Origin of the sequence: Nodosilinea nodulosa PCC 7104 (assembly GCF_000309385.1) — a bacterium.
GTDB classification, from domain to species: Bacteria; Cyanobacteriota; Cyanobacteriia; order Phormidesmidales; family Phormidesmidaceae; genus Nodosilinea; species Nodosilinea nodulosa.
In genome coordinates this window covers 3,518,498-3,543,350 of the sequence record NZ_JH976537.1, presented here as the reverse complement: position 1 = coordinate 3,543,350, position 24,853 = coordinate 3,518,498, and the positions used below count along the sequence as shown (strand labels likewise).

Genomic DNA, 24,853 nt, shown 5'->3' with positions numbered 1-24,853 from the left:
TTAAAAGTTTGAGTGACGAGGGGGAGGAGGGAGGGTGAGGGGGTGAGGGGGTGAGGGGGTGAGGGGACGACAGGATCCCTACGCCCCTACGCCCCTACGCCCCATCAATCCAGCCCGTCCTCAATCTCCTCGCTCTTGCCCCGCACCGGAGGGAGCTTGTCTACCAACCCCATCTCGAAGGCGGTATCGGGCAGATCCCCAGCCAGGTACTTACCCGGCTCGAATACACGACCGGGGGTGAAGCACATTTGCCGCAGCTCAACCACCTCGGTACTTAAAAACATGGAGCGCGACATGCGTCGTTCTATGGCCATCCTGTCCTCCTATTCGTCTAGCTGCCAGAGTTCACGGTTGTAGTTTTCATCTAAAACGCGCTTGGGCCGCAGAATCAAAATTATCTTGCCTAAAATGGGCGTCTCTAGCGGGCTGGGAGACCAGACCAGGGTCAGGGAGTCTCCCTCGGCGGTCAGAAAGTAGCCCTCGTCATCCCAGGTGCGATCGCTGCGATCGACCACAACCAGTACCGCCTCATCGGCGGCATCGGCGGGGTAGTTGGGCAGCTGGCGCGCCTGGGTGAGCACGCCCACCGGATCCTCGGCCCGAAAGATCACCTGCCAGCCCGGTACCGCAATCCAGGCGCTGGCCCCGGTTGCGCTGACCATGCTAAACGGTTCTTCGGCTACCACCACAGGCACCGCCTTCAGGTCATCTACCGTCAGCGGCATTTGCCCCACCACGGGGATCATGCGCGGTAGCTCGCTTTCGGTTTCCAATCGGTACAGCGGCAGCGTTGGGGCAGGCCGACTTTTGACCACGGTAAAGTCGGTCAGCAGTTTTTCGATATGCTGGCGGGCGCCGGCACTCTCGGCAAAGCGCAGCCCCTGGGCAATCAGCCGGGAGCGGTCTTGCAGGTCGTCTTTTTGGCGGGCCAGCTTCCAAAAGTGGTAGGCGATCGCATCTCCTGGCCCATCCTCAAAGCCGGTTGGCTTCTCTTTGCGGTAGGAATATTCTTTAATCGGCTTGACTAAATCCCGCACCTGTTCAGAATCCAGGCCATGCTGCAAGACGAAGTCAGCCATACTGGCGCGGTCGGTCTGGGAGAGAAGCCGCATTTCGTAGAGCGTATCGCTTCCCTGGCGGGTAAAGTGGGCCTTAGTCGGTTCTGCCACCCCCGCTTTAATCGCCGACTGATAGACCTGCTCTGCCACCACAATCTGGTTTTGCTGAATCGGCTCAAACCCCGTTTCTTCAAAGATTTGCTGGGGGTTTAGCCCAGCCTTTTGCAGCGCCTGGCAGCCCTGGGCCCAGTCGACCCAGGTGCCCTCTTTGCGCCGCAGCTTGAGCAGTATGGCCTGCACCGCATCGGCATCGGGGGGTGAAGAAGAACCGGGGGAAACCATTGTCGTTGCCACGTTAACACTACATTCTCCCTGACTCTATCGCGGATGACTGCCCTTCATCGCAACCGGGAATAAAAATGGGGCAAAGTTTGGGGTTGACGGTGGCCCCCTCCTTGGGTCACTATTGTTGATGCGCTCAACGCAATAGTCGGCGCACTCGGGGCTATAGCTCAGCTGGTAGAGCACTTGCATGGCATGCAAGGGGTCAGCGGTTCGAACCCGCTTAGCTCCATTTAATTTGTCCATTAAGCAGATATTTGTTGTGTTTAAGCAACTAATGCTGCGATGGCACGTAATTCTGTACGTTTCAGCCTCGTCAGGTCAAATGTACTAAAAACGTTTGCTAATTAAATGGCTCTTGTGAGAGAAAAATACTGCATGCCGCTTAGCTATCCTGTATCAAAATAAGCAACTTTATGGCTGTAAGCACGCAACTGTGCCGTATATGCCATACAAGTGCTCCTTTCTATCCACTATTTGCAACTTAAGCTCAAGGTTTTTTATCCTCTCTCGATAAGGAAGCTAAAAGCAACTCGTATGTCTAGTCCCGTGAGCCCCGTAGCCTTCGCCTTTCTGTATCCTTCTCGGGAGGGAAGCTAGAAGCAACAGTGAGGGCCACATAGAGCAACTGATGGCGCTCTAGCTTTCTATCCACTCATAGGAGGAAAGCTAAAAGCAACATGGGTCTGTGTCCTTAGAAGTGGGTGTGTTGTGCTCTTTCTATCCACTCATGGGAGGAAAGCTAGAAGCAGCCCCTGAGGGCTCAAGTGGCTGCTTTGCCTGCGTTTCAGGACAGCTTTTGGCAAAGGTCAGTCAGGTACTCAAGATTTGAGCCTTTCGCAAAGAAAGCGTTAGAGCAAGCCTGAGCACATCTAGCCGTAAACCCTTGCTAGATAAGAGTTTTAACAATCCTGGCAAACCCTCTAGGGATTTTTGAGCCTGCTTGGGTTTGCCAGGAACGTGAAGGAAGTAGTGGATAATCCCTAAGCTTAGGCGAACCAAAGCCTAGTTCAGCATTGGGTGGTAGCTGCCACTGAGATAATCTCACTCTCGCTAAGAAGAGCTATACACTCCAAAAAATTAGAGCTTTACCCCTGGTACATGGGCGCGACCTACGCCATACTAGATGAGAGCAACTTCACCAGCATGACTTAATCCCCCTTGACAGTAAGTTTCCTTACCCACAAGAGGCAGCAGAGCAGGGGCGGGCAGACTTCACAAGGAAGCACTTCTACCAAGGACTGGAAAGAACTACCTTGCGGTAGAAAAGAGGTCCATTTCCTCCGGCTCAGAGGCTCCTTCGGGCATGAGCGGAGGCGCGATAAATCAATATTTGGTTTTCAAGGTACAAGATTAGGGCTGTCGACCTAAACCACGCGCTCTAAGACAGATAGAGCAACTTGTTGAGCTTTTTGCGGGAGATATCCCTTTGATGGCTGGCAGCCTACCTTCACAGGAATCCCGACCTTAGCCGCACGCTCTTCAATAGATCGCCTAAGACGGAAATAATCCCAGTTGTGCACACTGATACGGTATTCCTTAAGAAACTGCCTTTGGCGTGACTTGTCCTTTGGATATTTCTGTTCAGCCATAGCCTCAATCCCACTTTGAATGATTTCTCGAAGTCCATCAGTTTTAGGTAAAACAATCACTCCAGCGTTGTACTCTTCAGCTAGTCTGACAAAAGCTTTGGCTAAAACCCTATTCAGGTGAACTCCTTGGCCTGCTTCCGTGATTGAAGCATTCTTTCCTTGCAACTGAAGCTTACGTCGTTTGTTACGATTAGTTCGCTGTCTGTGGCGATATTCAGGAATTTGCGAGTAATCCTTGCCGAGAAGCTGCTGAGCAGTTCTATAAACAATAGCTTTGCCCTTTTTAAGGTCAACTATAGCTGCGGCTATTACTTTTTGTCGGCAAAAGCTGATTCCTATGGCTATGTTGGCATTCCCTTCATAGGCAGGCTTAGATGGGCGAGGAAAGCAATTGCCTAAGCCAGTTTCTCTGCTCTTTAACTGCTTCAAGTTCGTCTTTTGGTTTGGGGTTAAGTCTTTATCTTCAGCTAATTTCCCGTAGTTTTGAATACGTCGCTCTACGTCTTTTAACTTCTCATCACGAATCACCCCTGCCCCTTCAGTAGTCAGATTATCTATGTCAATAGTAACTTTGAGATAAGGTTCATAAGCATCCATTAAACTATTGGCCGCCTCTTTAGAAGAGCTCTCTTTACACTTACGCCAAACTAAAGAGGCTGATCTTAACAAAACCATGTCCAGGGAATACTCTTTCTCATTTCCCTGATAAAGCTGCCAATCCTCAAGAAAGATTTGGAATATTGGAAGCTGGCGACGACCACAGCAGATTTCAAAAATCCGGTTTCTTCCCATACCCTTAAAAGTTACAAAGATGCGCTCTTTGATATCCTTCGTCTTAGGATCTTCTCGCTTTATAAGAGACCACCGCAGATCATCGCTGCTATAAAATGCAATTGGGTACAGTGGAAATTTTCGGATTTTAGGCGTCTTGCCTTCCAATTTTCTCTCTATTCGTTCTATCGATTTTTGTTTGTTAAGACGATTCTCTTCAAACTTTTTTGGATTTTCCTGACAAGAAGGAATCTTGCACCCATTCTTAATTAGATAAATAATTGCTGCCTTATCTCGCGACGTACTTTGTTCGGTTTCATCATAAAGTTTGAACAAGGAGCCGATGAGACTACTTGATGCCTATTTTTGGGAGTCTGAACTCGCTTGAGCTTCGGCTTGTAAATCATTAATTATTTCTTCTGCCCTAACTTGTATCTCTTCTATATCTAGGCCACTTTCTGAAACTAGCTCAATATCGCTTTTGACGATGCTGAGCCAATACTCCAAGCCTTTTAATCTGTCTTGCAGCTTTCTCCGGCCGGAAAGCCAGCTTGAATAAATATTCTGAATGGTAAGCAACCCAGAGCGACAAAATCTTTCTGGAATATGTTTGAACATTTCTCCTTCTTTTAATTCCTTCCAGATCTTTTTGATTTCTGCATCAGGTATTTCGGCGTTCTGAACCCAGTCCTCAAAAAGCTCATGGTTAGATATGCGCTTATTAAGTTCTTGACAAAGGTGGGTACTTCCTACAGATAAGCTCCACAAGTATGCCTTCGTGTCGTCGCTGGCTAACGCAATAGAGTCAGGTTTGGCTTTTGAGGGGCGTTCCCAATAGCTAGAAACCAACCGGCACTCAGAGGTTCTCATATTGCTCATAACAGCAAACCCTTAAATCCAACGGTTTTTCAATTGGGCCAATTCAAGAGTGCATTACCTGCTCAAAAATGCTTGCAGTGTAGTATCTGCCACGAGGCCTACAAGAGACCGCAAGGCCAATGTTATGAGGGCTACGTTTCTTTGCTTTGGCGATGGTCGCAAGGGCTGGCAGCGGTTCTGAGCCAGGTTGATGCACTTCAGAGAACTTGCGCTTTACAATGAATCGACCATAGCAAAACGAAGCTATTGATTTCTTATGTAACTTCAAAAGTCTATGGAGAGAATTGGAGTCAGCAATTGCTCCTGTTATTTCTAATAAGGTTCAATTGTTTTAGATCTTTCACGAATTAGTCTTTGCTCTAGTCTTAGATTTGTCAAAGACAGCTTGTCCTTCTTTCTATCTCTAATTTTAAGGACACCCAAAAACTGGGAAGGTGTATCTACTTTTTCTTCTGTGTAAGCAAGAATATAGATTATGTTGCTTGAGTCGTAGCGAATACTTACCCTGTCTATTTGGGGATCCAATAGACAATCTCCTTGATAAATTTGATGAAAAACTTGCACAGTACCAAATCTTTGTATCTTTCTACACAATAGTTGCTTCAGGAGGCATAAATCAAGCTTTTGCTTATTAGGTACGTCGGGTTGGACTTCGTCTTGAGATTCATTATCAAATTCATCTGGAGTTGGCTCGGACGGTAGCTCACTCATGGCAAAACCTAAATCAGCAGTTTTGCTGGATTCTACACTAGCTGAACAAGCGATTCTCAGAAATTACAGGAATCATAAGATATTCTTAGGGGAGAATTCTTAGGAGAAGTGGCTTAAGCAATTTGCTTTAATTATCCTGAGCCAAAGCCTGAAAAGCCTATAAATAGAGGATATTGACTATAGATAAGTAAGCAAAATTAAAAGACTATTGAACCTGTCTAAATGGGCCTATTCTTCTGATATAAGCTAGCTTCTTTGTTTGTATAGAAGTGTATATTCTGGCTTAAGCCAACTGCCTCTTTTAACCATCCATCGGCAGGCAAGATCGGATAACTGGCTAAAGAAATTAAGGTAGGCATGATGGCCTAAGATCGAGAGCAGGAGCTTGTTTGAGCGACAGTTGAGGGTGCCGCTTTGCCAGATACCCACAATCAACTCTTGGCAGCTCTTATGGATATGCGCTGATAGGCAAAACTTATGGCAAGGCGTAGCAAAGTTTTAGTTTCTGGACAGAAGGAAAGCGTTTCTTGCGTGTAGTCTCTGCCACAAGCCCAGAAGAGCTCTCTTCAACATCAATCAAGCAGGCCTTAAGCAGTTCATCATTTCAACCAACTCACTTTTCGCTCTAGCCCAGTGGTCATGCGATAAATGACTCAGGTTCACCATAACCGAGCTGTAGTCCACGATAAACAGGAAGTCATTCTCAGAAATTGTTACGGGGAACCAGTCTCCTTCGACTGGATACTTCTTCTGAAGAGCTTCCAAGTCGAATGTCGCTGTCTCTACAGCAAAAGCATACAGCCCATTAAACTGGCTTCCCATTCTCAGGGAGGTAAGCTGAAACGGAATTCCCTGAGCCGTTACCAGGGGCTCAGGCACCTGCCGCTGGTTCTCGCCTTCATGTGCAGCAGCAGCTAGGCTTGCCATCTCCTTAGCCGCAAACTTTAGCCGATTCTGAGCATCCTTCCTGTAAGAGCTGAAATCGACATCTACCCCCCTTGCCTTCAGCTCTGAGTCTAGACTCTGAATTACCAGATCTAAGGACGTACTGAGCAGCGCTACATCTGTCAGCCGCTCAAACTGGGCCTTCTCCAGCATGGTCTCTTTGACTAGCTCGTTGAAGGTGGCATCAACGACCAAGTTGTTATGCCGCTCCTGGTTGCGTAGCAAGTCAATCAAGTTTTCGAACAAGTAAGCCCCACTGGGGGAGTACAGAAATTTCATAACAAAATCTCCGTCAGGTAGGCTTGATACTCATTAGTGCTCCGACACGCTGTCGCCACCAAAAGCCCCCTGATAGGGCGCGTATTTAGCTCTGAGCAGGCAGAAGCGTAAGAAGCCAAGCGGATTACCTCTTCGTCTATGGTTCGATGGAGAGCCACTGGAGAGCCTGTAGAGGCTTTGGACTCCACCAGGTAGATCGCGCCGCTACCGGTCGCGTTCATCACGATGTCTGGATAGTCTTGGATGGGCCGGGCTAACTTACGGCAGCGATACAGCCGCTGAGCCAGAAATCCAGAAACCCCTTCTCCAATGCCCGCCACGGCTGTCTTGCTTGGGGATACAGAATGATTTTCACTACGACTGTAGAAAAGAGGCTGGTAACCCGGTGCCAAGAATTGCCCGCCGCGATAGCTAAACCAGATGTTGAGTTCCTCCAACGGGTCAAATACAACCTGTTCGGAGTACCGCCAAACACACCATCGCAACACATCCTCGTGAAGCTCTAGGGTCTCCGAGGCTCTGTAGTCTACTAGGCATTGACTGAGTTGCTGCTGGAAGCGTAACTGTAATCCCCGCCGACTAGCGGAGGCTTTAGCAATGGCTTGCAGGGTGGGAGATAGCGAAATCTGTCGCCGTGAAATTGAAAGGCTAATCACCAGGAGTGACCCTATAGAATTAGCCTCAAGTTACTGAGGTCTACAGCATCTGAACCCCTTTAACTATCACCGTGATAGATCATCACCCTGGTCCACTGGCGGACATAGGAACTCTTTGTACCGCCTGAACCCAGGAGGCAGTTTGTCGTAGTGCTTCCACAAGAAGTGCATTTCCGCTAACCGACGCTGATATAACGGTTCTGCCTGCCTACGTCCTTCTCCCTGAGCAAACCACCTGTCTACAGTCGGCAGTGAACATCCGCAAATCTGAGCCATTTGGGCATGAGTGACAGCCCAGCGGCTATAGAACTCCTGAGGAGACATTCTCAACGTGCATTTCGAGTAGAACTTCAGTAAAGCGAGTTCCTGCTCCCCAAGGCTCCGTGGATGCCTCATGACTCGGCTGCTTTCAGGTGACGAACACGCCAGTTGGAGAGCCGTATCAACCGAGGATCGACTAAATCAGCCTGCCAAACGACAGCGTATCGCTCCTGCCTTTGGAAGGGCTTGTTCTCCGGCACCGCAACGATGTAGCACCAATCACCCTGTCCCCCCTCGCTTTCAGGGATATAACCCCAATGGATGACCCGTCCCCACTTTCTTCCTCTTCCAGACTGTGGCTGAGCCGTATACCAGCACACCTGATCACCCACATCAAATTTCCTTTGATCACAATTGGATGTCTTTCCGCTTTGCGGCAGGTAGTCAGCAGGATGCCTAAAGGCAATAATTGCGGCTTCATAATCACGAAATACAGTCATAGTCTGGGTTTGAGTGATTTACCAAGATTAATCGTCATAACTCAGGTAACTGGCACAGGCTCAGGGGGACAGTCAGAGAAGACAGTTCCTCTCTTCAACACTGGCAAGGACACTCCATGGCCCAAGAATGTCGTCCTGCCATAGCAGTACGTACCGCATTCGTTCAAATGAAGGACTGGCTTCATCCAGCTCAATCAGGTAATTCCAACGCCATTGCCCACAATGCTCCACCGGACGAATGCCGTATCCCCTTACAACACCGTGGTCAAGGACTTCTCTCCCATCAGAATCCCGCGCTTTCCAACAAACCTTGTCACCTTGATCAAACCGCTGTTGAGGCCATTCCTTGGGATACGTTTCGCGCCAGGACTCTGGAAATGGCTCCAGCAGCCCATCCAGCGCCTCTTGATACGCTAAAAATCCTCGCATAGACAACACTATACTTCGAATGTATCTCATAAGATACATTATGTACCTAGATGTATGTAGACTTATGAGATACAACTCATGAACATTGAGTTGTGGAAAACAGCAATCGAGCCGACATCAAAATCCTTTTCGGCAAAGCCGTTCGCCGTCGCCGAAGAGAGTTAGATATTTCTCAAGAAGCGCTGGCCGAAAGGGCTGGTATGAATCGAACCTATGTTTCGAGTGTCGAGCGAGGAGAGCGCAATCCGACGCTTGAATCGATTGACCAATTTGCCAAAGCCTTGAATATTACCGTCTCAAGACTGTTTGTTGATTATGGAATTGAGGATGCGGAGTAAACCCACTTCTGAAGCGACAAGCTGATCCCATATCTACAAGTGGTCAGGGTCAGGAGAATTGTTGCTCCAGTCAAGGAAGATAGGGATTGGCGCAGCCTCGGTTCTTAGTAACGATGCTTTGAAGGCGCATGTAGACGCTGAAGGATCTTAAGCCGCTGCCTAAAGAGTCTCAGCAGCAGAGGCGCAGTACCACTGAGATCCCCATTCCGGGCTTAGTGCTTTCAAGCCCATCCTACAAGTAGTGTAAAAATTCCTGCACTCTCACACGCTGCTCGTGACGGGAAATCTACGCCAAGTCGATAAAACAACAGGTACTCAGAAATCGGCCTCGTTGCCAGCAGCTATGATCCGGTAACGGAAAGAGTACAAAAGGAGGAGCGTGAGTTCGTGGTGATGCCCAGTAGAGTTAGGCCCATCGAAGAAGCGCTGTCAGGTCACAAGCGCTATATCGAACTGCACCAGCAAGGCTGGAACAATGGCGAGATTGCCGACGCTATGGATGTGTCCCGTGAGCGGGTGCGGCAGGTATTGAGTTTCTACGGCCTGAAAAGCGTAAAAAGCGCGTCCCGTACAGTAGCGGACAAGCAGCTTGTTGACGCGATTTGTCGTCTATATGACTTTGAAGACCTGAGAGAGATTGCTAAGAGTATGCGAGTGGCAGCATCTGCGCTGGAAGAGGCTGTTCGGCAGCGAGACCCAGTGGCGCTGACGCTTCGAGCCGAACAGCGAGCTGAAAAGCACAAGGTGGCCCTAGAGCAACGTCTACAGGAGAAACTTGCCTACTGGAAATCGGTCAGTCCGGTTGGTCTACTAAGAGTAACGTCGATGTGGCGAGATGAGTCTGGGGAGTTTCGCGCTGGTGCCAGGTGTAAGTGTGGCCGCGAGACCAGCGTGTGCTTAGCATTTCTGCGAAAGGGGCGAGTGTTTTCTTGTGGCAAGCAAGGGTGCCACGGGCAAGTCAGGGCTTCAGCTGGTGCATTTAAGGCTAAAGCGTATCAAGCTGCTATAAGCGAGCCAAAACGTCGAGCCCGGAGAGCGGGAGAGTGCGATCAGGAGCAGCAGTCAGTGCGCTTATGACAAGAGGGTTTCGATTCAACGAAAAATCTTCGGTAGTGCATTTTAGTGCAGGCTAGAGGGAAAGACAGGGTTGCCTGGCTCGGCCCACTTCTGCCGGATGCCGCAATTGTAGTCATGGATGAATAGCCAGATCGCCCCGATGTGGTTCTCGATCTTTTTGGAGAACGATAGGGTCTTCCGGACTAGCCGCGCAACCCGCTGTCTCAAGGTGTTGTTCAGGCGCTCGATGGTACTGGTCAAGCCGCTGTCTTTGCCCACCGCCTCATGTCGTTTGCGCGGAATGACTGTGACATAAGCTTCCCAGAAGTCTGTGTAGACCTTGGCGCATTGGCGATAGACCGCCGAGATGGATTACCATAGGGCGATGGCGGATTCCCGAGAACGGTCTCCCACGTAACAGCCAATGATTTCTCGGGTCTCGGCATCCATGGCCAGCCAGACCCATTGTTTATTCCCTTTGTGTTCAACGAACGACCACAGTTCATCCATCTGCACCTTCAACGGACCTTTTGGCTTGGGGATGACCTCCGCCGTTGGAGAAACCGCCTCATAGGTGGCATTGGCCTGACCTTGTAGCCAACTCTCCGATACCCCCGTGGCCCGGGCAATGCCCGCCAGCAAGATCTTCTCGTGGAGTAGTCGCTTCACCAGCGCCTTGGTCTCCTTCGGTTTCGCCTGCCATTGCGGATCTTCAACGAATTGACGCCCACAGTCCCGACACTTGTAATTTTGCTCCCCCCGGTGGGTGGTGCCGTTCTTGGAGACGTCATGAGCCCCACAGGTCGGGCAGGTCATCTCAATCGTCATGGGTTTGACTCCCGGTTCATCGCATGACACTGCCTAATGTTCCTCTGTCCCGCACACCAATGCACTACCGACGCACATTTCAGCGTCTTATGCCAGCTCTCCTTTTCCCCCTCGTTTCGCAAGGTTTCAAGCCTTTCACCCACTTCTGTCAGGCGGTTAGGTCCGTAGCTCTAGATGGTTATACCGTAGATATGAAAAGCCTTAAGAACCATAATTTGGGTAAATGACCCACACCTAATTCGGGTAAACCGCTATATTAAACAATTAGAGTTTTGAGTCTGAACGGTACCAGTACCTTGTGGCGAAACCAAAATACTGCGAGAATAGTTGCCCAACATTGTACTGTTCTAGACTGTTTATTTAGTTTGATATATTTTCTCAAAGGTACAACTAATGAGCATTACTCCAAGAGGTATGCCGATCAGCGAAGCATATCGTCTTTACAGAAGTCAGAAGCTTCTCGTAAATCGCCGATATCAAAGAAAGCTGGTCTGGACTCAAGCCGAGAAAGTGAAGCTTCTAGATAGTATATTAAAAGGGTATCCGATTCCATTGATTCTTCTCGCTTCAAGATCTCAGATTCATAAATCTGGTGTCTACGAAATAATGGATGGGATGCAAAGGTTTAATGCTATATTCACTTTTATTGAAAATTTCTTCCCGCTAGATGACGATCGTTACTTTGACATTCAGCACTTCTCTTATGCAAAAGAATTGTTGGAAACAGGCGTTATAGAAGAATTGGATGGCGAGAAAAAACTACTATCTCTGGCCGAATGTGCAAAGATAATTGATTATCAGTTAGCTGTTACTATTTATCCGGCAACAACGGAAGAGGAAATCACAGATGTTTTTGGAAGAATTAATTCCAATGGCAAGCAGTTGAGTTTCCAGGAAAAACGACAGGCGGGTGTTGTAGCGCCCTTCGCTGATACTGTAAGGAAAATTGCCTCTGAGTTACGAGGTGATTCCTCCAAAGAATTAATGCTATTAGTCAACATGCCTGAGATTAGCATTGACTCAAAGCAGAGACACCATGGATACGGATTAAATGCAGAAGATATCTTGTGGTGTAAACAAGGAATTCTTACTGTCTCACAGTTAAGGGACAGTGAGGATGAGCAAATGATTGCTGATATTTGTGCATCTATTTTACTCGGTGAGCCTTTAGCATATAGTCGTGAACGATTAGATAAACTATATGACTTAAGCACGGCTGAATTCAAAAATTTAGAGAATGCTCTTGCTCGCTACACATCCGATCGTCTTCTGTATGACATAAAGGCAACTTTTTCCGTGCTGAGAGAAGTCATAGAAACATATAGCGATCAATCAAATATTTTGCGTCGAGTAGTCCATCCTAATGCTGGAGGAAACCCTATAAAAACTGCTTTTTATGCTATTTTCATGGCCTTCTTCGACTTAATTGTTCACCAGGAGAGAACCCCTATTGATCCACAAGGAATTATGGAAGCGCTAAATAATGTGCATACCAGCCTCAAGCAGACTTCAAAAGCCGTTAATGTTAGAGACAGGAAAAATAACATCAACAAGGTCAAAGGCTTGGTAGATGAATTCTTTGTCAAAAAAGAGCCATCCATTCTCAGGCATGGACCGAGCTTGGCTTTAGACTTAGAAAACTCTATTAGGCGATCCTTAATAGAAACGTCCCGTTACGAGTGTAAGCAGGGCTTATTACGCCTTTCAAACGAAAGAGACTTAGATCAGGACCTTTTACAGAGAATTCTACAAACAATATGTGGTATTGCCAATGTTGGTCCTGACGGAGATGGATATCTATTCGTTGGCGTTGCAGATAATAAAAAAGACGCTGAGAGAGTCAAGGTGCTTGACCAGATTGAACCATATGAAATAAATGGCAGATACATTGTTGGTATTGATAGAGAAGCTAAGTCACTTAGTGTTAGTATTGAGCAATATATCGACATTTTGCTTAATTCAATCAGAAATTCAGGGCTTTCTGAACCTGTTAAAACCCAGGTATTAACAAAGTTTGATACTGTCAAGATAGCAAAAGCTCATCAAGTTTTCTCAGTTGTCCGAATAACTATACCTGCTCAAACTGGAATTTCTTATGTGGGAGATGATGCCTTTTACCGAAATGGCTCGTCTACAGAATTAGCGAAAGGCAAAAAGATAATGTCTGTGCATGAGTTATTTAATCGCTCGTAATCTTTTGATTTTTTATATACGAGCTCTTATACCTATCTAGATATGCCAATAGAAACGAACTTTGATATTGAATTCACCGCTAGACTGGCATTGCGTGAAAAGCAAGTTCAGCAAAATTATCGACCAATCATTGCCGTTCATAAATGGTTTGCCCGGCGACCTGGCACACTTTTTCGTAGCCTCATACTCGCTGAATTCATTGATAAACCTGTTGAGCAAACTTACTATAATTCCCATAATCTCGAAGGGCTTATTATTGCTGATCCTTTTATGGGTGGTGGCACTCCCTTAATCGAAGCCAACCGCTTAGGCTGCAACGTAATTGGTACAGATATCAATCCTATGGCCACCTGGATCGTCCAAGAAGAAATAGCTGAGATTGATCTCACGGCTTACATGCAAACAGCAGATTATCTTTTGGCACATCTAAGCAACGAGATTGGCGAACTTTACAAAACGCGATGCCCTATTACAGGCCGTAAGAATGCAGACGTTAAGTACTTTCTTTGGGTCAAGACTAAAGTCTGTACTGCATGTCATCAAAGTTTTGATCTTTTTCCTGGGTATGTTTTGGCTAGGGATGTACGACATCCAACATATGTATTAATATGTCCGGCTTGTGGTGATCTCAATGAAGTTGCCGATCTTAAACATCCAGGCTTTTGTACTTGTGGAAAAAATTTAACTGCTAAAGGTCCCGTCCAGCGTAGCCAGTGTCCATGTCCCCACTGTGGGCATATCAACAAGGCTACTTCCCACGATAATGGGCCACCCTCCCATCGCCTCTTTGCCATTGAGTACTATAACTCTGACATAAAGGGGCAATCAGGGCGTCTGTTTAAAAAGCCTGATGCCGATGACCTCGCTAGGGTTGAAAAAGCTCGGGATGAATGGTTCAGCCTTTCTCCTTCATACCTGCCTGAGGACGATATTCCTGCAGGAGATGAAACTAATCGGTTACATCGCTGGGGGTATAAGCTGTTCAATCAGCTGTTTAACCCTCGGCAGTTATTAGCACTAGAAACAGTTGCAGGCTTTATTGACCAAATTCAAGACCATAGACTACGTCGTGCTTTTGCAACTAATTTTTCTGACTTACTACGGTACCAAAATCTGCTGTGTCGCTATGACACTATGGCATTGAAGTCTCTTGATATCTTTTCAGTTCACGGATTCCCGGTTGGGTATATTCAGGTCGAATCTAATTTTCTGGGTATTAGAAAAGATAACGGCTTACCAGTGGGCTCTGGTGGTTGGGTAAATATCATTGAGAAGTACACCAAAGCCAAACATTACTGTACGGCTCCCTTTGAGGTTTATTTTAAGGGTAAGAAAAAACGCACTGTGCTGATTGATGGCGAATGGATTGGGGTACACCCTCCCCAAAAATCTCAAACCCATGCTCGTGTTTTAGATTTGCGATGTGGTTCGGCAACTACACTAAATCTACCAAAACATAGCCTCGATGCTGTCTTCACCGATCCGCCCTATTATGGCATGGTGCAATATGGAGAGCTAATGCACTTTTGTTATGTGTGGCTCCGAAAGCTGATGGGACATGACTTTCCAGGACTTGACTTAAAAACTACACTTCATCGTGATGAGCTAACTGGTAATGATACCGCAGAAAGGGGTATTGTGCATTTTGCTGAGGGTCTAGCCGAGGTCTATAGCCGTATGGCTGTAGCTCTTAAACCAAGTGCTCCTCTGGTGTTTACCTACCACCATAATCGTCAAGAAGCCTATCTAGCTGTAGCGATGGCTATCCTAGATGCAGGGTTAACGTGTTCGGCTTCTCTACCATGCCCTGCAGAAATGAGTGGCTCTATACATATTCATGGTACCGGTTCATCCATCGTAGATACGGTATTTGTCTGTCGTAATCGGGGTATAACTCCCTGTTCTAAGCCATTTAAAGACGCTACTGATTTAGCTCAAATCATTCATCATGAGTTGGTAGAACTCGTTGCTGCAGGTATGAGGCCTACCGCTGGAGACATCCGCTGCATTGCCTTTGGGCATCTCACTCGGATGACCATCTGGAACTTACACTCTGACTGGAATACCAGCCAACCGACGAGTCGAAAACTAGAACTTATTCAGGTAATGATGGATGAGGTCTCAACTATTAAGGATGTGGAGGCTGCCCTAGAGTTACTTAACCAAACTCGGCTAGCACTCAACCCTAACTTATTTGTAGTGCCAAATACCTAGGAGGACCTCGATGCCATCACGTTTTGAGGTGAACTACCGAGTCCCTACTATTATCTACGATCCGTTAATTGATGAAGTTTTCTCTGAGCTAACATCTAGTTTTTTAGAGATGCCGCGCGGTAACGGATTTATTGATTACAGTGTTTTTGAGCAGGGCTACCAAACATTAAAGCGATCAACTAATGCTTTTGAAGATGTGACTGCTGAAACAGTAGAGCTGGCTGTTGTCACAACCCCTATTTCGTTAATTGTATTTCGGGCTATTCTTGGCTTCACACCACCAGAATGGGCTTACATCACTACAGAAATGACGGACGTCATTGTAAGTCAAGGTGCAGCCCGTTCCATTGATCGGAAAGTTCGTCTACAACCTTTAACCTCAAGACCCTTAACCAATTCTCTAACAGACCAGCGAATTCGTGCCCTTATTAGTGCAGGGGTTCAAACCCTTGTGACAGGGGCTGATACTGAAGTGCCCACTATTTTTCACCGACTGGACAAGGTCGATACTCGAGAAGGTTTGCAGAGTCTTCAGCCTATCGCGGATCTAGGTGTACCTTACCCAGTAGTACTCTATGAACGCTTTCTTGGTCGTCCGTTTGCATCTCACCGTGATTCTGTCAGTGAACTGGTTGGTGAAGTGGTTGAAAGCGCTATTAAGGATGTTCTTAACGCTGCAAAGGTTAGCTTCCGCGAAACTAAGCGTGCAGAGAGAATCAATGGTTTTGACCAAGCTCCCGATTTCATTATTCCGGACGAATTTAACCCGGTAGCTCTGATAGAGGCAAAGCTTACTGAAGACGACGGTACTGCCCGTGACAAAGTAACACGTGTTCAGCGGCTCCGCACCTTGCGTGACGAAAGTGGTCAAAACTATGATGTGATTGCATGTATTGCTGGTCGAGGTTTCAAGGTTCGACGAGAGGATATGCGGAGATTACTGCAAGCAACTGATGGAAAAGTTTTTACGCTTTCTACTATGCATTTATTGATCGAAAATACTCGTATCCGAGAGTATCGTGTCAGATAAGCTGCTTGGTGGTGCAGAAAACTCCTGAAACCCTTATGTATAAAGGATTCTCATCGAGACAGCAATCTTGGAGTTTTTCAGGCAAACGAACGAAGGCAATGGGTTTCAGCCGCTGATTTGGCCGTCCAGATCATCCAGCATGAGACTCAAAAAAGTTTTCAGCACCACTAAGGATAAGCTGTCGAGCATTTAAATTGCATGGTGACTTCTGCGAAGCCCTTATGGCAGGGCTTTTGGGGAGATTTTGCTAGCGCAGTTTGAATGCCTAACAGCTTACTAAGCTTAGGCCATTTTTAATTTTTATAGAGACTTGTTAATTTAACAGAGGCTTAACAAGCCGTTGCATCGATGAAATAATAGTAATCAGTGGAAAGCTGAGGCGTCCTGTCCCACTAAAATGTCAATAAATATAACTGCTAGCTCAGTACAAGAACAAAAGTTGAAGCGCCTGATTGAATTCAGAGTGGCGCAAAGTAAGGTCGCAGCAGGAGCGGCGCAGGAAGTCACAGCCAAAGCGGAACAGACTTTTGGCTGGACGTCCATGCGCCTTTGGGGGAATCGCATGCTGCTGGTGCTGCCAAAGTCCGGTGAGCATGGCCCAGCAAAACGCTAAGGCCAGCAGCGCAATGAGCTTACTGAGGCGTTCGGCGTGGCAGAAATGGGTCGATTCGAGGTTGAAGCCTTGGCTTTTCAGTGCTGCAAAGAGGGTTTCAATACCCTACCGCAAGCGGTAATCTGCCAAAGCTGTCTTGGGGCTGTGGTTGGTGGCCAAAATCAGGAGTTGGCCATCCTCAAGCCGAGTGGCGACGACGTAGACCCGACGGCCCCATACCCAGCGTTTGCTTGAGAGGACAAGCTGTTCACCCACCCTCAAACTGGCAAAGACTTGCTCGCCCCGCTGTCGATGCTTGCCCCAGTGAGAGGTGATGCGGTCACTGTGCCTGAGCCTCAGCCGAAAGGGGATCGCCTCTGGCAGCAGCAAGAAACTACACCGTTCCTTGCCCACAAACTCTCGGTCGCCGGTCAGACAATGGATCTCGGCATCGGGAAAGACTCGCTCAAAGCGGTCCATCAGCTCTATTCGCTCGTCACTATCGCTATCGCTGTTGCCGCGTTTGTCGAGCATCGTCCACATCACCGGAAAGGTTACCCTTTCATGGACAATGCCTAGCATCAAAATATTGATATTGAGTATCCTGAAGCACCAGTTCTTGCGCTCTGACTCAACATCTTGGAGTCAGATTTCTGACTCCAAACTCACTACCGCTCGTGCGATGGCGTTGAAATTCACAGCGAAGCCGCGATGGAAGTGGGTCAGGGGTTTATAGCTCGACGCACTTTGCGCCTGATTGGCAAAGCCTGTCGCTTAACTTATCCAGGTTCACCTGCTCGACGCGAAACAATGCCACCAGGAGCAGTGCTAGAAACCTCAGTCGGGCACCGGGTCAGGGTAGATGGGTTTGAACTGTACAATGAAGAAAAACTGACCATGAGAAATCTTCGAGGAGTCGACAAGCTATTGTCCTTAAGTGCTCGGATTTGCCTTGAGATGGCAGATTTAACATGATCATAATCGATCCTGAATCAATTTTATAAAAGCTTTGTTCTCAATAGAAATACTAAAAGGATGCCTGTCTTTACTATTCTTCGTTGCTGTCAACGACCATCTATCCCAAATTAAAGCAGAATACTCAGCCATTCCTATCGAGGCCTGATGCCAATTTATGTCTTTGCCCAAGCCTTTGACAAATTTGTATAAATCTTCAGTAAATGAATTTCTAGTCCATGCATCATAGTTGGTATATTGTCGAATAAAAGGATTTTCGGTTGTAGATAAAAACTTTTCGGCCACTCTAGAAAGGTTATACAAGCTATCAGCAGCAAGTCTTGCAAACCCAGTATAAATTGATATCTCTAGAGAGCGGCTAAAATCACTAGCTGCTTTCTCATAATCTCCTAAATAGAAAGCTATTTCTCCCTGCGCAAGGTATAAATTACTCATTGCCCAATGTTCATGGCGAGTGACAGATTCCATCCAATTATCCGAATTCCTAGTTAAATCAAAACCAACGTCATAAACTTTGTCTGCAAAGGCCGAATAAGTCATTAACGGCTCGACATCACCTAATTGAGTTAGAGACGATCTGATATCTGATTCGCGCTGTGCTAAATCTGCATAATATGCTGCTCTTTCTATATTGCCTAAACGGCAATATGTACGACTAGCATAAGCTAGCCAGTGAATCGCCCTCTTCATATGATCAATACGGCAGGCATAATAGGCAGCAGCCAAAAAATTGTTTGCTGCCTCGTTCAAGTAATAGATATCTTTCAGATCTGAAGCTGTATAAAACTCAAGATAACTAACAGTACCCCAGAATTGAGAAGCATATAGATACGCATCAATGTCAATGCAACAATTTGCTTTTATATATCTTCCTAGCTTGTCAGCATTAGATTCTAAACTGTAAGCGGCTCCCTTCCTCCAAGCTTTTTCAGTCAAGAAGCTAAATTCTCCTATCATCAGCTTGTAAAACATTACACATGAAGATGCATTGAGGGCAAGGGGACCTTCATGTACTCTGAGCGCAATTTCTTCTGCTTCAAAAACGAATGTACTGGCTCGCTTTGTGTCACCCTCTAATAAAGCAATATGCATCTGAGTAAGACGAGCAATCTGAGCTTTTTGAGTTAGAAGTTCTATGTGTCGTTGAAAATATCTATCCTCCCTTTCCTCTTGAGAAAACTGTTTTTTTACATGCTGTATGTCTTCAACACATCCATCTGCAATTTTATAATTAAGATCAGGGATGTGAGAATAGAATGAGGCTCGACTTATAAAGAGCTGTTCATCAATCTCAGCTAGTTTTTGAAAAGATTCATAGTATCTCAAAATGTCGATATTTTGATCATTAAGCCATCTTTTAACTGCATCAACCGTTGCATGCAAACAGCCTATAATTGTACTATATTCAACCCACCATCCCTGATAGATTTTCTCTTTCTGCTCAGGGTCAGCTAAAACTACTTCACTTCTGACTAGACTTCTTTCTAGTCTACCTATTTGACGATTAGAAAAGTCAATAATGTGAAAAGGGTAACCCAAACCATTCTTAACAGCAGAAAACATATTTCTGATGTGTGGAGCAGTTGAACTATAACGCCAAATAATGTCAGGGTGCTCCCTTTCACCATAAGAGAAATTCACCTTTACTGCAACCTCAATGACTGGATTTAAATTAAAGTTTATAAGCCTAGGCCTAGATTTATTGCCATTATTTTTGGTTGAACTACCTGTATGCGAGCCATCACCCCTCAAAAAAGAAAGCATGGCTTCCTCTGCTTTTATGAATTGAGAACTTGTTTCATCATCAATATTTCCAATTGAATTAGATAATATTCTAAATTGGCAGTCAATAATATTAATATGGTTAGGAATTCGTGAATTCAATGCTTCATGCTCATAAATGCTTTGATAAATTTCATAGAGCTCAGAAGGAACAAACTCTTTTTTCCCAAAGCTCGTCAGCTTTTGAATTTCTTCCGAGTATTTTATTAGACTTTCAGAATGTCTACTGCTAATCGGAGCTTCTCTTGGCCAATTTTTAATTTTCTCACTATCAGAAAGTAGCTCAACATAAAATGATTGATCAGGCCTGCCTTTGGTAAGAACAGAATCAATAATTTCATTGGCTATATAGGTTCTAACTATGTCGTCTTGCACCCAATCGCTAGTCAATCGCATGATCGCCCTGCGAACCTGTAAGTTTTTGATTTCTAAAGAGTCTTTTCGGGCATCATTATTGATGTCAGGCTGGATCTTTGCAGAGAAGCCAACCGTGGAAAGAAGTGAATCAGGCCCCAATTTCATTAGGCTTTCTCTATTGGTTTTGTATTCTGATTTAAGCTTTTTCAAAATTTCATTTTTTGGCTGAGCTATTTTCTTCCATAAGTTCATTAGAGTTGACCAGTTTACCGCAAGACCTTCTTCTGGCTTCTTGAGAAAGTCATACAGCCTTTGTCGGCTTATACATAAACCCTCAGCAATTTCAGTTACACTAGCACCGTAGTCTTGACAATAAAGTTCAAGCATACTTTTAAGATTGTGCCAATAGCGAACTTGCTGCCCTTCATAATCTTCTAATCCGTTGTCAAATTCATTAGAGTTCTGAATGTCCATAAATTCTCCAAACAATAGTAGAGAGGTTTGAGAACAAGTAAAGCTGATATAAAATACAAACCAGTTTTTCTAGCCTAACTTAAAGTACATCCTAGTACTTTGCCAAGCTGATATTGACAGGTGAGATAGGGATGAGAGACTGAGAAAAACCTCAATAGCCCTAAGTAGATAGATCTAAGTAATCAGCATCCCAATCACGACATAGCAAGGCTTCCATCGATCCAAAGCTACGTTTAATTAGGCTCATCTACTTATTCCCACCAACTACACCGTTAACCTAACTGCCGTAGAACGTCATGACCTCGACTACCTAACGCGTCAAGGTACTCTGTCGGCCCCCAAATTAGAGCGCGCGCAAATTCTGCTCCTGCCGACGAGGGTCATGATGATGCCATTACAATATTCTGGGTTGTATCTTTCTAGGACCAATTAGCACTTAACAGCAAGCAACACTATTCTAACTACGGACTCTACGGGTGGGGGCTTCCAGGCCTAGCCGCTGCTATTGCTGTTCGCTGATGCTCAAATGGCCGATGATGCTGATAACACCTTGCTGGCGGACTCGCGTTGTGCCGTTGCTTGTGCAGATAAAAATGAACCGAGTTCTGAGCCTACGTGCTCAAGCAAATAGCCCTGCACGGTGTTCTCAATCCCTTCTAGGGTCTTGACGTCTCGGGGCAGTTTCTTGGGGAGCAATTCAGCTAGCTCCCGCCTCAGGGCTTTAAGATGGGCTTCTTTGGATGCATCTATGGAAGTGACGTTCCTATACTGAACTGCTCAAAGCTGAACGTTCATGAGCCAGTTAAGATTAAGTATTAGGACTTATTTCATGGCTGGGATGCATTCTCGAGGTCAATGCACCCCATAGCAATAATTTTTTCTTTTTCTCTGAAGCCATAATGACTCAATCTACCAACGACCTTTGATAGCTAATAATTCAATTACAAGCACTCAAGTTTCTACATCAGGAAATACTTCTTTAAAAGTTTTAGAAAAGCGTCTTTGCTTATCGAACAATTCTTGGCAAAGATCAACTTGTCTAGACGGTCGCCTATACATACGCTGACCTGTCCTATCAGTTTCCAATACCTCACAATCGTCAAAAATTGTGAAGTTTCTCATTATATCTCTATGGAGATGTTGAATTTCTTGTGCAATATCTTCAGTCCACACAATTCTGATATCCACTCCATCTTCGAATTGGCGCTTTAGTATTAAATATGCTTCTCCATCCCACTTTCCGTTAGATAAAACACTATGTTTGCTAATGATAAAATTTCGTTCTACTTTCCCTCCTCGAGCCAGTAGCTCTAAGGTATTCTTATACCAAGGAGAGAGCCAGGTTTTGTTCCAGTCGTATAGACTCTCGAGAGTTTCATGATAGGCAGAAGCACGAATCAGATTAGTTCTTTCTAGAAGTTGAATCCTTCTATTTCTTGCAATATGTTCAGGCAATCTGCCTTCATAAATATCGTCTATAAACCACAGAACCTCCCTCTTTAAATCAGGATCATCTATTTCGCCAAACTTTCTATACAGCTCTATGTGTTCAGTAAGAAGTCTCTCAGAGTCCTTTAGCTTGTGATGAATCTCCTTTGATGTTTTGTCTAGAGAATCCTTGACTTCCTTCTTCAGACCCGCAACAGTCAGAGTGTTTAGCACACCTAACGATCCGACCAAATAGGCATCGCTCGGTGTAGCAATAACATAAGCAACATAGGAAAAACCTAGCGTAAATAAGAAACTAATAATCTCGAGTGCAAATTTTCTGTAGACGTCCATTTGATCTAAATGTTTAGGGCTAAATTTTTCTTTTCTTTTGATTTTCAAAATTCTTTTGCAGAATTTTTACAAGTAATAGTATTTTCAAGGAATCTGAGTTCTTGGAATGTTTTCATTGAAGATTTAGTTTCTTCGGATACTTTTAACATCACAATCATATATTTCTTTGATTAATCTAGCCGATGAGCGGTAGTCTTTAGCAAATTCAATAGCTCTTTTACAAATAAAAGATTTTTGGCAGCTCCAGATAACCATTGATTATTCCGATAGCATTGGGCTTGTCTGCTGCGATACGATGTATATATCCTTGCAACGAAGAAGAAAAATACCGGAAACATGATCAGCAGTATTCAAGAAATGACTTTACAGAAAGAGCTATCCCAACAAAAATAATAACGTCTATCGGCCAGTGTTTCTGCCAATATCAGCATAATACCTCTTTTAATCTCAAAATCTTCTCATCTTGTTAGGCTTTGGGAAACTGCCAACAAAATTCTTAGGTTTCTTTGTTTGCTATCTTTTTTGTTTCGGCACAAGGTTCTGTTCTAATTTTATTTTAAAATTTAAAAATGCATCGTAAATTTCATATTCAATTAATGATCGGGAACTTAGTTTTTTGATTCAGTAGGTTGAGTTGGAGTGGCAGTTCTAGAATTTGTAAAGACCTTTTTTTGCTAACGACTAAGGCTCATGTTCTAAAGACTGCTCATCTTGCCCATCCTGAGCGCTTTGTCCATCATCGGCAAAGCCTACTTGTTGTGTTCAATGGCCTTAGCCTGAGGCTTGTGGGCTGAATAGCTTCAGAACGGTGCAACCAATCAGGGAGACTGTCGGCCTGTGTGGCAATGTTCCAGTCGGTGCTGAAGCGGAGGCTATCGACTCAGCCATCTAGCGGATCGCGCCACTGCCCTCTTAGTTGACCCCAGAGTGGCGGGCACTATAGGCCCAGTAGCGAGTTCCTTGAACGTCCTTACTGTAGATGCCCTTTGAAGCCAACCACCAGGCCAACGCTTCGGCCTTGGTGGTTTTGTGAGCACCAAATCCTTTCGCCTATACAGTTCACTTGTACTATACTGCTCTAACGAGTTCCGAGAGAGGTTCAAACCCTCAGCACACGCGGCTTTCAATTCCCAGGTGCTATCTACCGCAGTTGCGCTGAAGGACATCTTTGAATTGTTTATCGTCACTGTTGCTGCTGGCTTCCCCTCGCCAGCAGAAGATTATGCTGAGGGGCCGCTTGACTTAAATCGTTATCTTGTTCCTCACCCGACCGCTACGTTCTTCGTGCGGGTCAAAGGGAACTCCATGACTGGCGTAGGTATTTTTGCCGGTGACTTACTGATTGTGGATAGGGCCTTGGACCCGACTAACGGCAGCATTGTGATCGCCGTCGTCAATGGCGACCTGACAGTAAAGCGGTTTCACATGTCGCATGGGCGGTTCGCGCTGCTGCCTGAGAACCCAGCCTACGATCCGATTGAGATTGACCACGACACCGATTTTGCGATCTGGGGCGTTGTTACCAAAGCCATTCGCTTTCTGGAGGGCGCATGATCGCCTTAGTAGACGCCAACAATTTCTATGTGTCCTGTGAGCGGGTCTTTAACCCAATGCTGGAGGGTAAGCCCGTGGTGGTGCTCTCCAATAACGACAGCTGTGTGGTGGCCCGGTCGAACGAGGTCAAAGCTTTGGGTGTGAAGATGGGTACCCCCGCCTTTGAGCTGCGTCCTTTGATTCAGGAGCACCCTATCGAGGTGTTCTCCAGCAACTATGCCCTGTATGGCGACCTCTCGCGGCGGGTGATGGAGACTCTGGGGATGTTTACCCCAGATATCGAAGTCTATTCAATTGATGAGGCGTTTCTGAACCTCTCGGGTCGGGGCTTTCAGGCAGTCTCACAGGAGATCAGGCGGACGGTTAAAAAGTGGACAGGTATTCCAGTCTCTATTGGGGTGGCTGCCACTAAGACTTTGGCCAAAGTCGCCAACTATATTGCCAAACAGCAGGACGGGATCTTTGTGCTGAGAGAGCCTGAGCCCGTTTTAGCCCAGTTGCCGGTATCAGAAGTCTGGGGCATTGGGCGACAGTTGACCAAGCGCTTGGAGGCTCAGGGCATCACGACAGCGTTGCAGCTGCGGGAAGCTGATATTCCCCTGATCAAGCAGATCCTGGGTGTGGTCGGAGCGGAATGTGTCAACAAAAATGAGACAGAAACTAAAAACAAATTAGTGTGGAACCGCCTGGCTGTTAGGAGCTGCTATCGGTGGATTGATCCAAACGGCATTGGGCACCACGGGTGGAGTGGGCGGATGATGGACAAAGCGCTCAGGATGGGCGAGATAAGCCGTGTTTAAAACGGCTTGTCGTTGCTGAGTGACGACGTCAGCTTGGCCTGAATGCATCACCTCAGGGGTCAATAGACCAATGCCCCCATGATGATGGACTTGGTTATACCAGGCAAAGAAGTGTTGGCAAAAGGCCCTGGCATCTTCGATACAGCCAAACTGTGTGGGAAACGTGGGCTGATATTTCAAGGTTTTGAATTGCGCCTCCGAAAACGGATTGTCATTGGACACCTGGGGACGCTATGGCTCTTGGTCACGCCCAGATCAGAGAGCAGGAACGCGACCGTCTTCGAGGTCATTGACGTACCCCGGTCAGCATGGAGCGTCAACTGCCCCGGCTCAATGGCCTGCTTCTGACAGGTGAGTCGAATCAAGCGCTCGGCCAACGCGCCCGATTCGCGATGCGCCACCATCCAGCCGACGACATAGCGACTGAAGACATCGAGAATCACATAGAGCTGAAA

At 46.2% G+C, this 24,853-nt stretch carries 15 protein-coding genes, 1 tRNA gene and 4 pseudogenes; 8 read left to right on the top strand and 12 right to left on the bottom strand.

The features are described 5' to 3' along the window. Positions 1 to 104: 104 nt before the first annotated feature. Both LEPTO7104_RS0116300 and LEPTO7104_RS0116295 read right to left on the bottom strand, forming a co-directional pair. Entirely contained in the window at positions 105 to 314 is a 210-nt protein-coding gene (locus LEPTO7104_RS0116300; protein WP_017299648.1) for a hypothetical protein, read from the bottom strand. A 9-nt stretch (positions 315 to 323) separates the two neighbouring features. After that, positions 324 to 1,400 carry a RuBisCO accumulation factor 1 gene (locus LEPTO7104_RS0116295; protein ID WP_017299647.1) on the bottom strand — a complete coding sequence of 359 codons (1,077 nt, stop codon included), beginning with the start codon at positions 1,398 to 1,400 and terminating at the stop codon, positions 324 to 326. A 159-nt stretch (positions 1,401 to 1,559) separates the two neighbouring features. Between LEPTO7104_RS0116295 and LEPTO7104_RS0116290 the strand changes: the two genes are divergently transcribed. Continuing rightward, positions 1,560 to 1,632, top strand: a tRNA-Ala gene (locus LEPTO7104_RS0116290). 1,135 nt (positions 1,633 to 2,767) lie between these two features. On the opposite strand, the gene cas12k is transcribed toward LEPTO7104_RS0116290, so the two are convergent. The 5 genes from cas12k to LEPTO7104_RS40175 all read right to left on the bottom strand — a co-directional run bounded on the left by cas12k (position 2,768) and on the right by LEPTO7104_RS40175 (position 7,994). Next, positions 2,768 to 4,099 (bottom strand): type V CRISPR-associated protein Cas12k, encoded by a 1,332-nt coding sequence (cas12k, locus tag LEPTO7104_RS0116285; RefSeq protein WP_017299646.1) that lies wholly within the window; start codon positions 4,097 to 4,099, stop codon positions 2,768 to 2,770. 24 nt (positions 4,100 to 4,123) lie between these two features. Further along, complete coding sequence (locus tag LEPTO7104_RS0116280) at positions 4,124 to 4,642, bottom strand: hypothetical protein (protein WP_017299645.1); 519 nt, start codon at positions 4,640 to 4,642, stop codon at positions 4,124 to 4,126. Between the two features lie 312 nt (positions 4,643 to 4,954). After that, positions 4,955 to 5,353: a Mu transposase C-terminal domain-containing protein gene (locus LEPTO7104_RS40180; RefSeq protein ID WP_155523664.1), complete on the bottom strand. Its 399-nt coding sequence runs from the start codon at positions 5,351 to 5,353 to the stop codon at positions 4,955 to 4,957. A 576-nt stretch (positions 5,354 to 5,929) separates the two neighbouring features. Beyond that, positions 5,930 to 6,577: a hypothetical protein gene (locus LEPTO7104_RS0116275; protein ID WP_017299644.1), complete on the bottom strand. Its 648-nt coding sequence runs from the start codon at positions 6,575 to 6,577 to the stop codon at positions 5,930 to 5,932. 1,048 nt (positions 6,578 to 7,625) lie between these two features. Next, positions 7,626 to 7,994, bottom strand: a complete 369-nt coding sequence (locus tag LEPTO7104_RS40175) for a hypothetical protein (RefSeq protein WP_155523663.1) — start codon at positions 7,992 to 7,994, stop codon at positions 7,626 to 7,628. Between the two features lie 116 nt (positions 7,995 to 8,110). Between LEPTO7104_RS40175 and LEPTO7104_RS40170 the strand changes: the two genes are divergently transcribed. Both LEPTO7104_RS40170 and LEPTO7104_RS38375 read left to right on the top strand, forming a co-directional pair. Beyond that, positions 8,111 to 8,425 (top strand): hypothetical protein, encoded by a 315-nt coding sequence (locus tag LEPTO7104_RS40170; protein WP_155523662.1) that lies wholly within the window; start codon positions 8,111 to 8,113, stop codon positions 8,423 to 8,425. Between the two features lie 90 nt (positions 8,426 to 8,515). Beyond that, entirely contained in the window at positions 8,516 to 8,761 is a 246-nt protein-coding gene (locus LEPTO7104_RS38375) for a helix-turn-helix domain-containing protein (RefSeq protein WP_026072771.1), read from the top strand. A gap of 1,119 nt (positions 8,762 to 9,880) precedes the next feature. Here LEPTO7104_RS38375 and LEPTO7104_RS39410 read toward each other — a convergent pair. Then, positions 9,881 to 10,633: pseudogene (locus LEPTO7104_RS39410) on the bottom strand (IS1 family transposase). 405 nt (positions 10,634 to 11,038) lie between these two features. Between LEPTO7104_RS39410 and LEPTO7104_RS0116245 the strand changes: the two are divergent. From LEPTO7104_RS0116245 to LEPTO7104_RS38355, 3 genes are read left to right on the top strand one after another with little or no spacing between them, the layout of a single operon-like run. Beyond that, positions 11,039 to 12,838 carry a GmrSD restriction endonuclease domain-containing protein gene (locus LEPTO7104_RS0116245; protein WP_026072770.1) on the top strand — a complete coding sequence of 600 codons (1,800 nt, stop codon included), beginning with the start codon at positions 11,039 to 11,041 and terminating at the stop codon, positions 12,836 to 12,838. 42 nt (positions 12,839 to 12,880) lie between these two features. Then, positions 12,881 to 15,052 (top strand): DUF1156 domain-containing protein, encoded by a 2,172-nt coding sequence (locus LEPTO7104_RS38360; protein ID WP_071527257.1) that lies wholly within the window; start codon positions 12,881 to 12,883, stop codon positions 15,050 to 15,052. Between the two features lie 10 nt (positions 15,053 to 15,062). After that, positions 15,063 to 16,082 carry a hypothetical protein gene (locus LEPTO7104_RS38355; protein WP_071527256.1) on the top strand — a complete coding sequence of 340 codons (1,020 nt, stop codon included), beginning with the start codon at positions 15,063 to 15,065 and terminating at the stop codon, positions 16,080 to 16,082. Between the two features lie 421 nt (positions 16,083 to 16,503). On the opposite strand, the pseudogene LEPTO7104_RS34140 reads toward LEPTO7104_RS38355, so the two are convergent. The 3 genes and pseudogenes from LEPTO7104_RS34140 to LEPTO7104_RS0116205 all read right to left on the bottom strand — a co-directional run bounded on the left by LEPTO7104_RS34140 (position 16,504) and on the right by LEPTO7104_RS0116205 (position 22,092). Continuing rightward, a pseudogene (locus LEPTO7104_RS34140) lies at positions 16,504 to 17,602 on the bottom strand (IS4 family transposase). A 47-nt stretch (positions 17,603 to 17,649) separates the two neighbouring features. After that, positions 17,650 to 20,262, bottom strand: a complete 2,613-nt coding sequence (locus LEPTO7104_RS0116210; RefSeq protein WP_017299632.1) for a hypothetical protein — start codon at positions 20,260 to 20,262, stop codon at positions 17,650 to 17,652. Between the two features lie 951 nt (positions 20,263 to 21,213). After that, entirely contained in the window at positions 21,214 to 22,092 is an 879-nt protein-coding gene (locus tag LEPTO7104_RS0116205) for a hypothetical protein (protein ID WP_155523661.1), read from the bottom strand. Between the two features lie 1,086 nt (positions 22,093 to 23,178). On the opposite strand from LEPTO7104_RS0116205, the gene LEPTO7104_RS0116200 reads away from it, so the two are divergent. Further along, positions 23,179 to 23,598, top strand: a complete 420-nt coding sequence (locus LEPTO7104_RS0116200; protein WP_017299630.1) for a LexA family protein — start codon at positions 23,179 to 23,181, stop codon at positions 23,596 to 23,598. Then, positions 23,595 to 24,020 (top strand): annotated as a pseudogene (locus LEPTO7104_RS34135) (Y-family DNA polymerase); the annotation flags it as partial. The gene LEPTO7104_RS0116200 and the pseudogene LEPTO7104_RS34135, both read left to right, overlap by 4 nt. A 249-nt stretch (positions 24,021 to 24,269) precedes the next feature. On the opposite strand, the pseudogene LEPTO7104_RS41705 reads toward LEPTO7104_RS34135, so the two are convergent. Beyond that, a pseudogene (locus LEPTO7104_RS41705) lies at positions 24,270 to 24,853 on the bottom strand (transposase); the annotation flags it as partial.

What these genes read in the sequence shown, in the direction of transcription:
- LEPTO7104_RS0116300 (WP_017299648.1), bottom strand. Translation starts at nt 314, where the DNA reads ATGGCCATAGAACGACGCATGTCGCGCTCCATGTTTTTAAGTACCGAG.
- LEPTO7104_RS0116295 (WP_017299647.1), bottom strand. Translation starts at nt 1,400, where the DNA reads ATGGTTTCCCCCGGTTCTTCTTCACCCCCCGATGCCGATGCGGTGCAG.
- LEPTO7104_RS0116280 (WP_017299645.1), bottom strand. Translation starts at nt 4,642, where the DNA reads ATGAGCAATATGAGAACCTCTGAGTGCCGGTTGGTTTCTAGCTATTGG.
- LEPTO7104_RS40180 (WP_155523664.1), bottom strand. Translation starts at nt 5,353, where the DNA reads ATGAGTGAGCTACCGTCCGAGCCAACTCCAGATGAATTTGATAATGAA.
- LEPTO7104_RS0116275 (WP_017299644.1), bottom strand. Translation starts at nt 6,577, where the DNA reads ATGAAATTTCTGTACTCCCCCAGTGGGGCTTACTTGTTCGAAAACTTG.
- LEPTO7104_RS40175 (WP_155523663.1), bottom strand. Translation starts at nt 7,994, where the DNA reads ATGACTGTATTTCGTGATTATGAAGCCGCAATTATTGCCTTTAGGCAT.
- LEPTO7104_RS40170 (WP_155523662.1), top strand. Translation starts at nt 8,111, where the DNA reads ATGGCCCAAGAATGTCGTCCTGCCATAGCAGTACGTACCGCATTCGTT.
- LEPTO7104_RS0116245 (WP_026072770.1), top strand. Translation starts at nt 11,039, where the DNA reads ATGAGCATTACTCCAAGAGGTATGCCGATCAGCGAAGCATATCGTCTT.
- LEPTO7104_RS38360 (WP_071527257.1), top strand. Translation starts at nt 12,881, where the DNA reads ATGCCAATAGAAACGAACTTTGATATTGAATTCACCGCTAGACTGGCA.
- LEPTO7104_RS38355 (WP_071527256.1), top strand. Translation starts at nt 15,063, where the DNA reads ATGCCATCACGTTTTGAGGTGAACTACCGAGTCCCTACTATTATCTAC.
- LEPTO7104_RS0116210 (WP_017299632.1), bottom strand. Translation starts at nt 20,262, where the DNA reads ATGGACATTCAGAACTCTAATGAATTTGACAACGGATTAGAAGATTAT.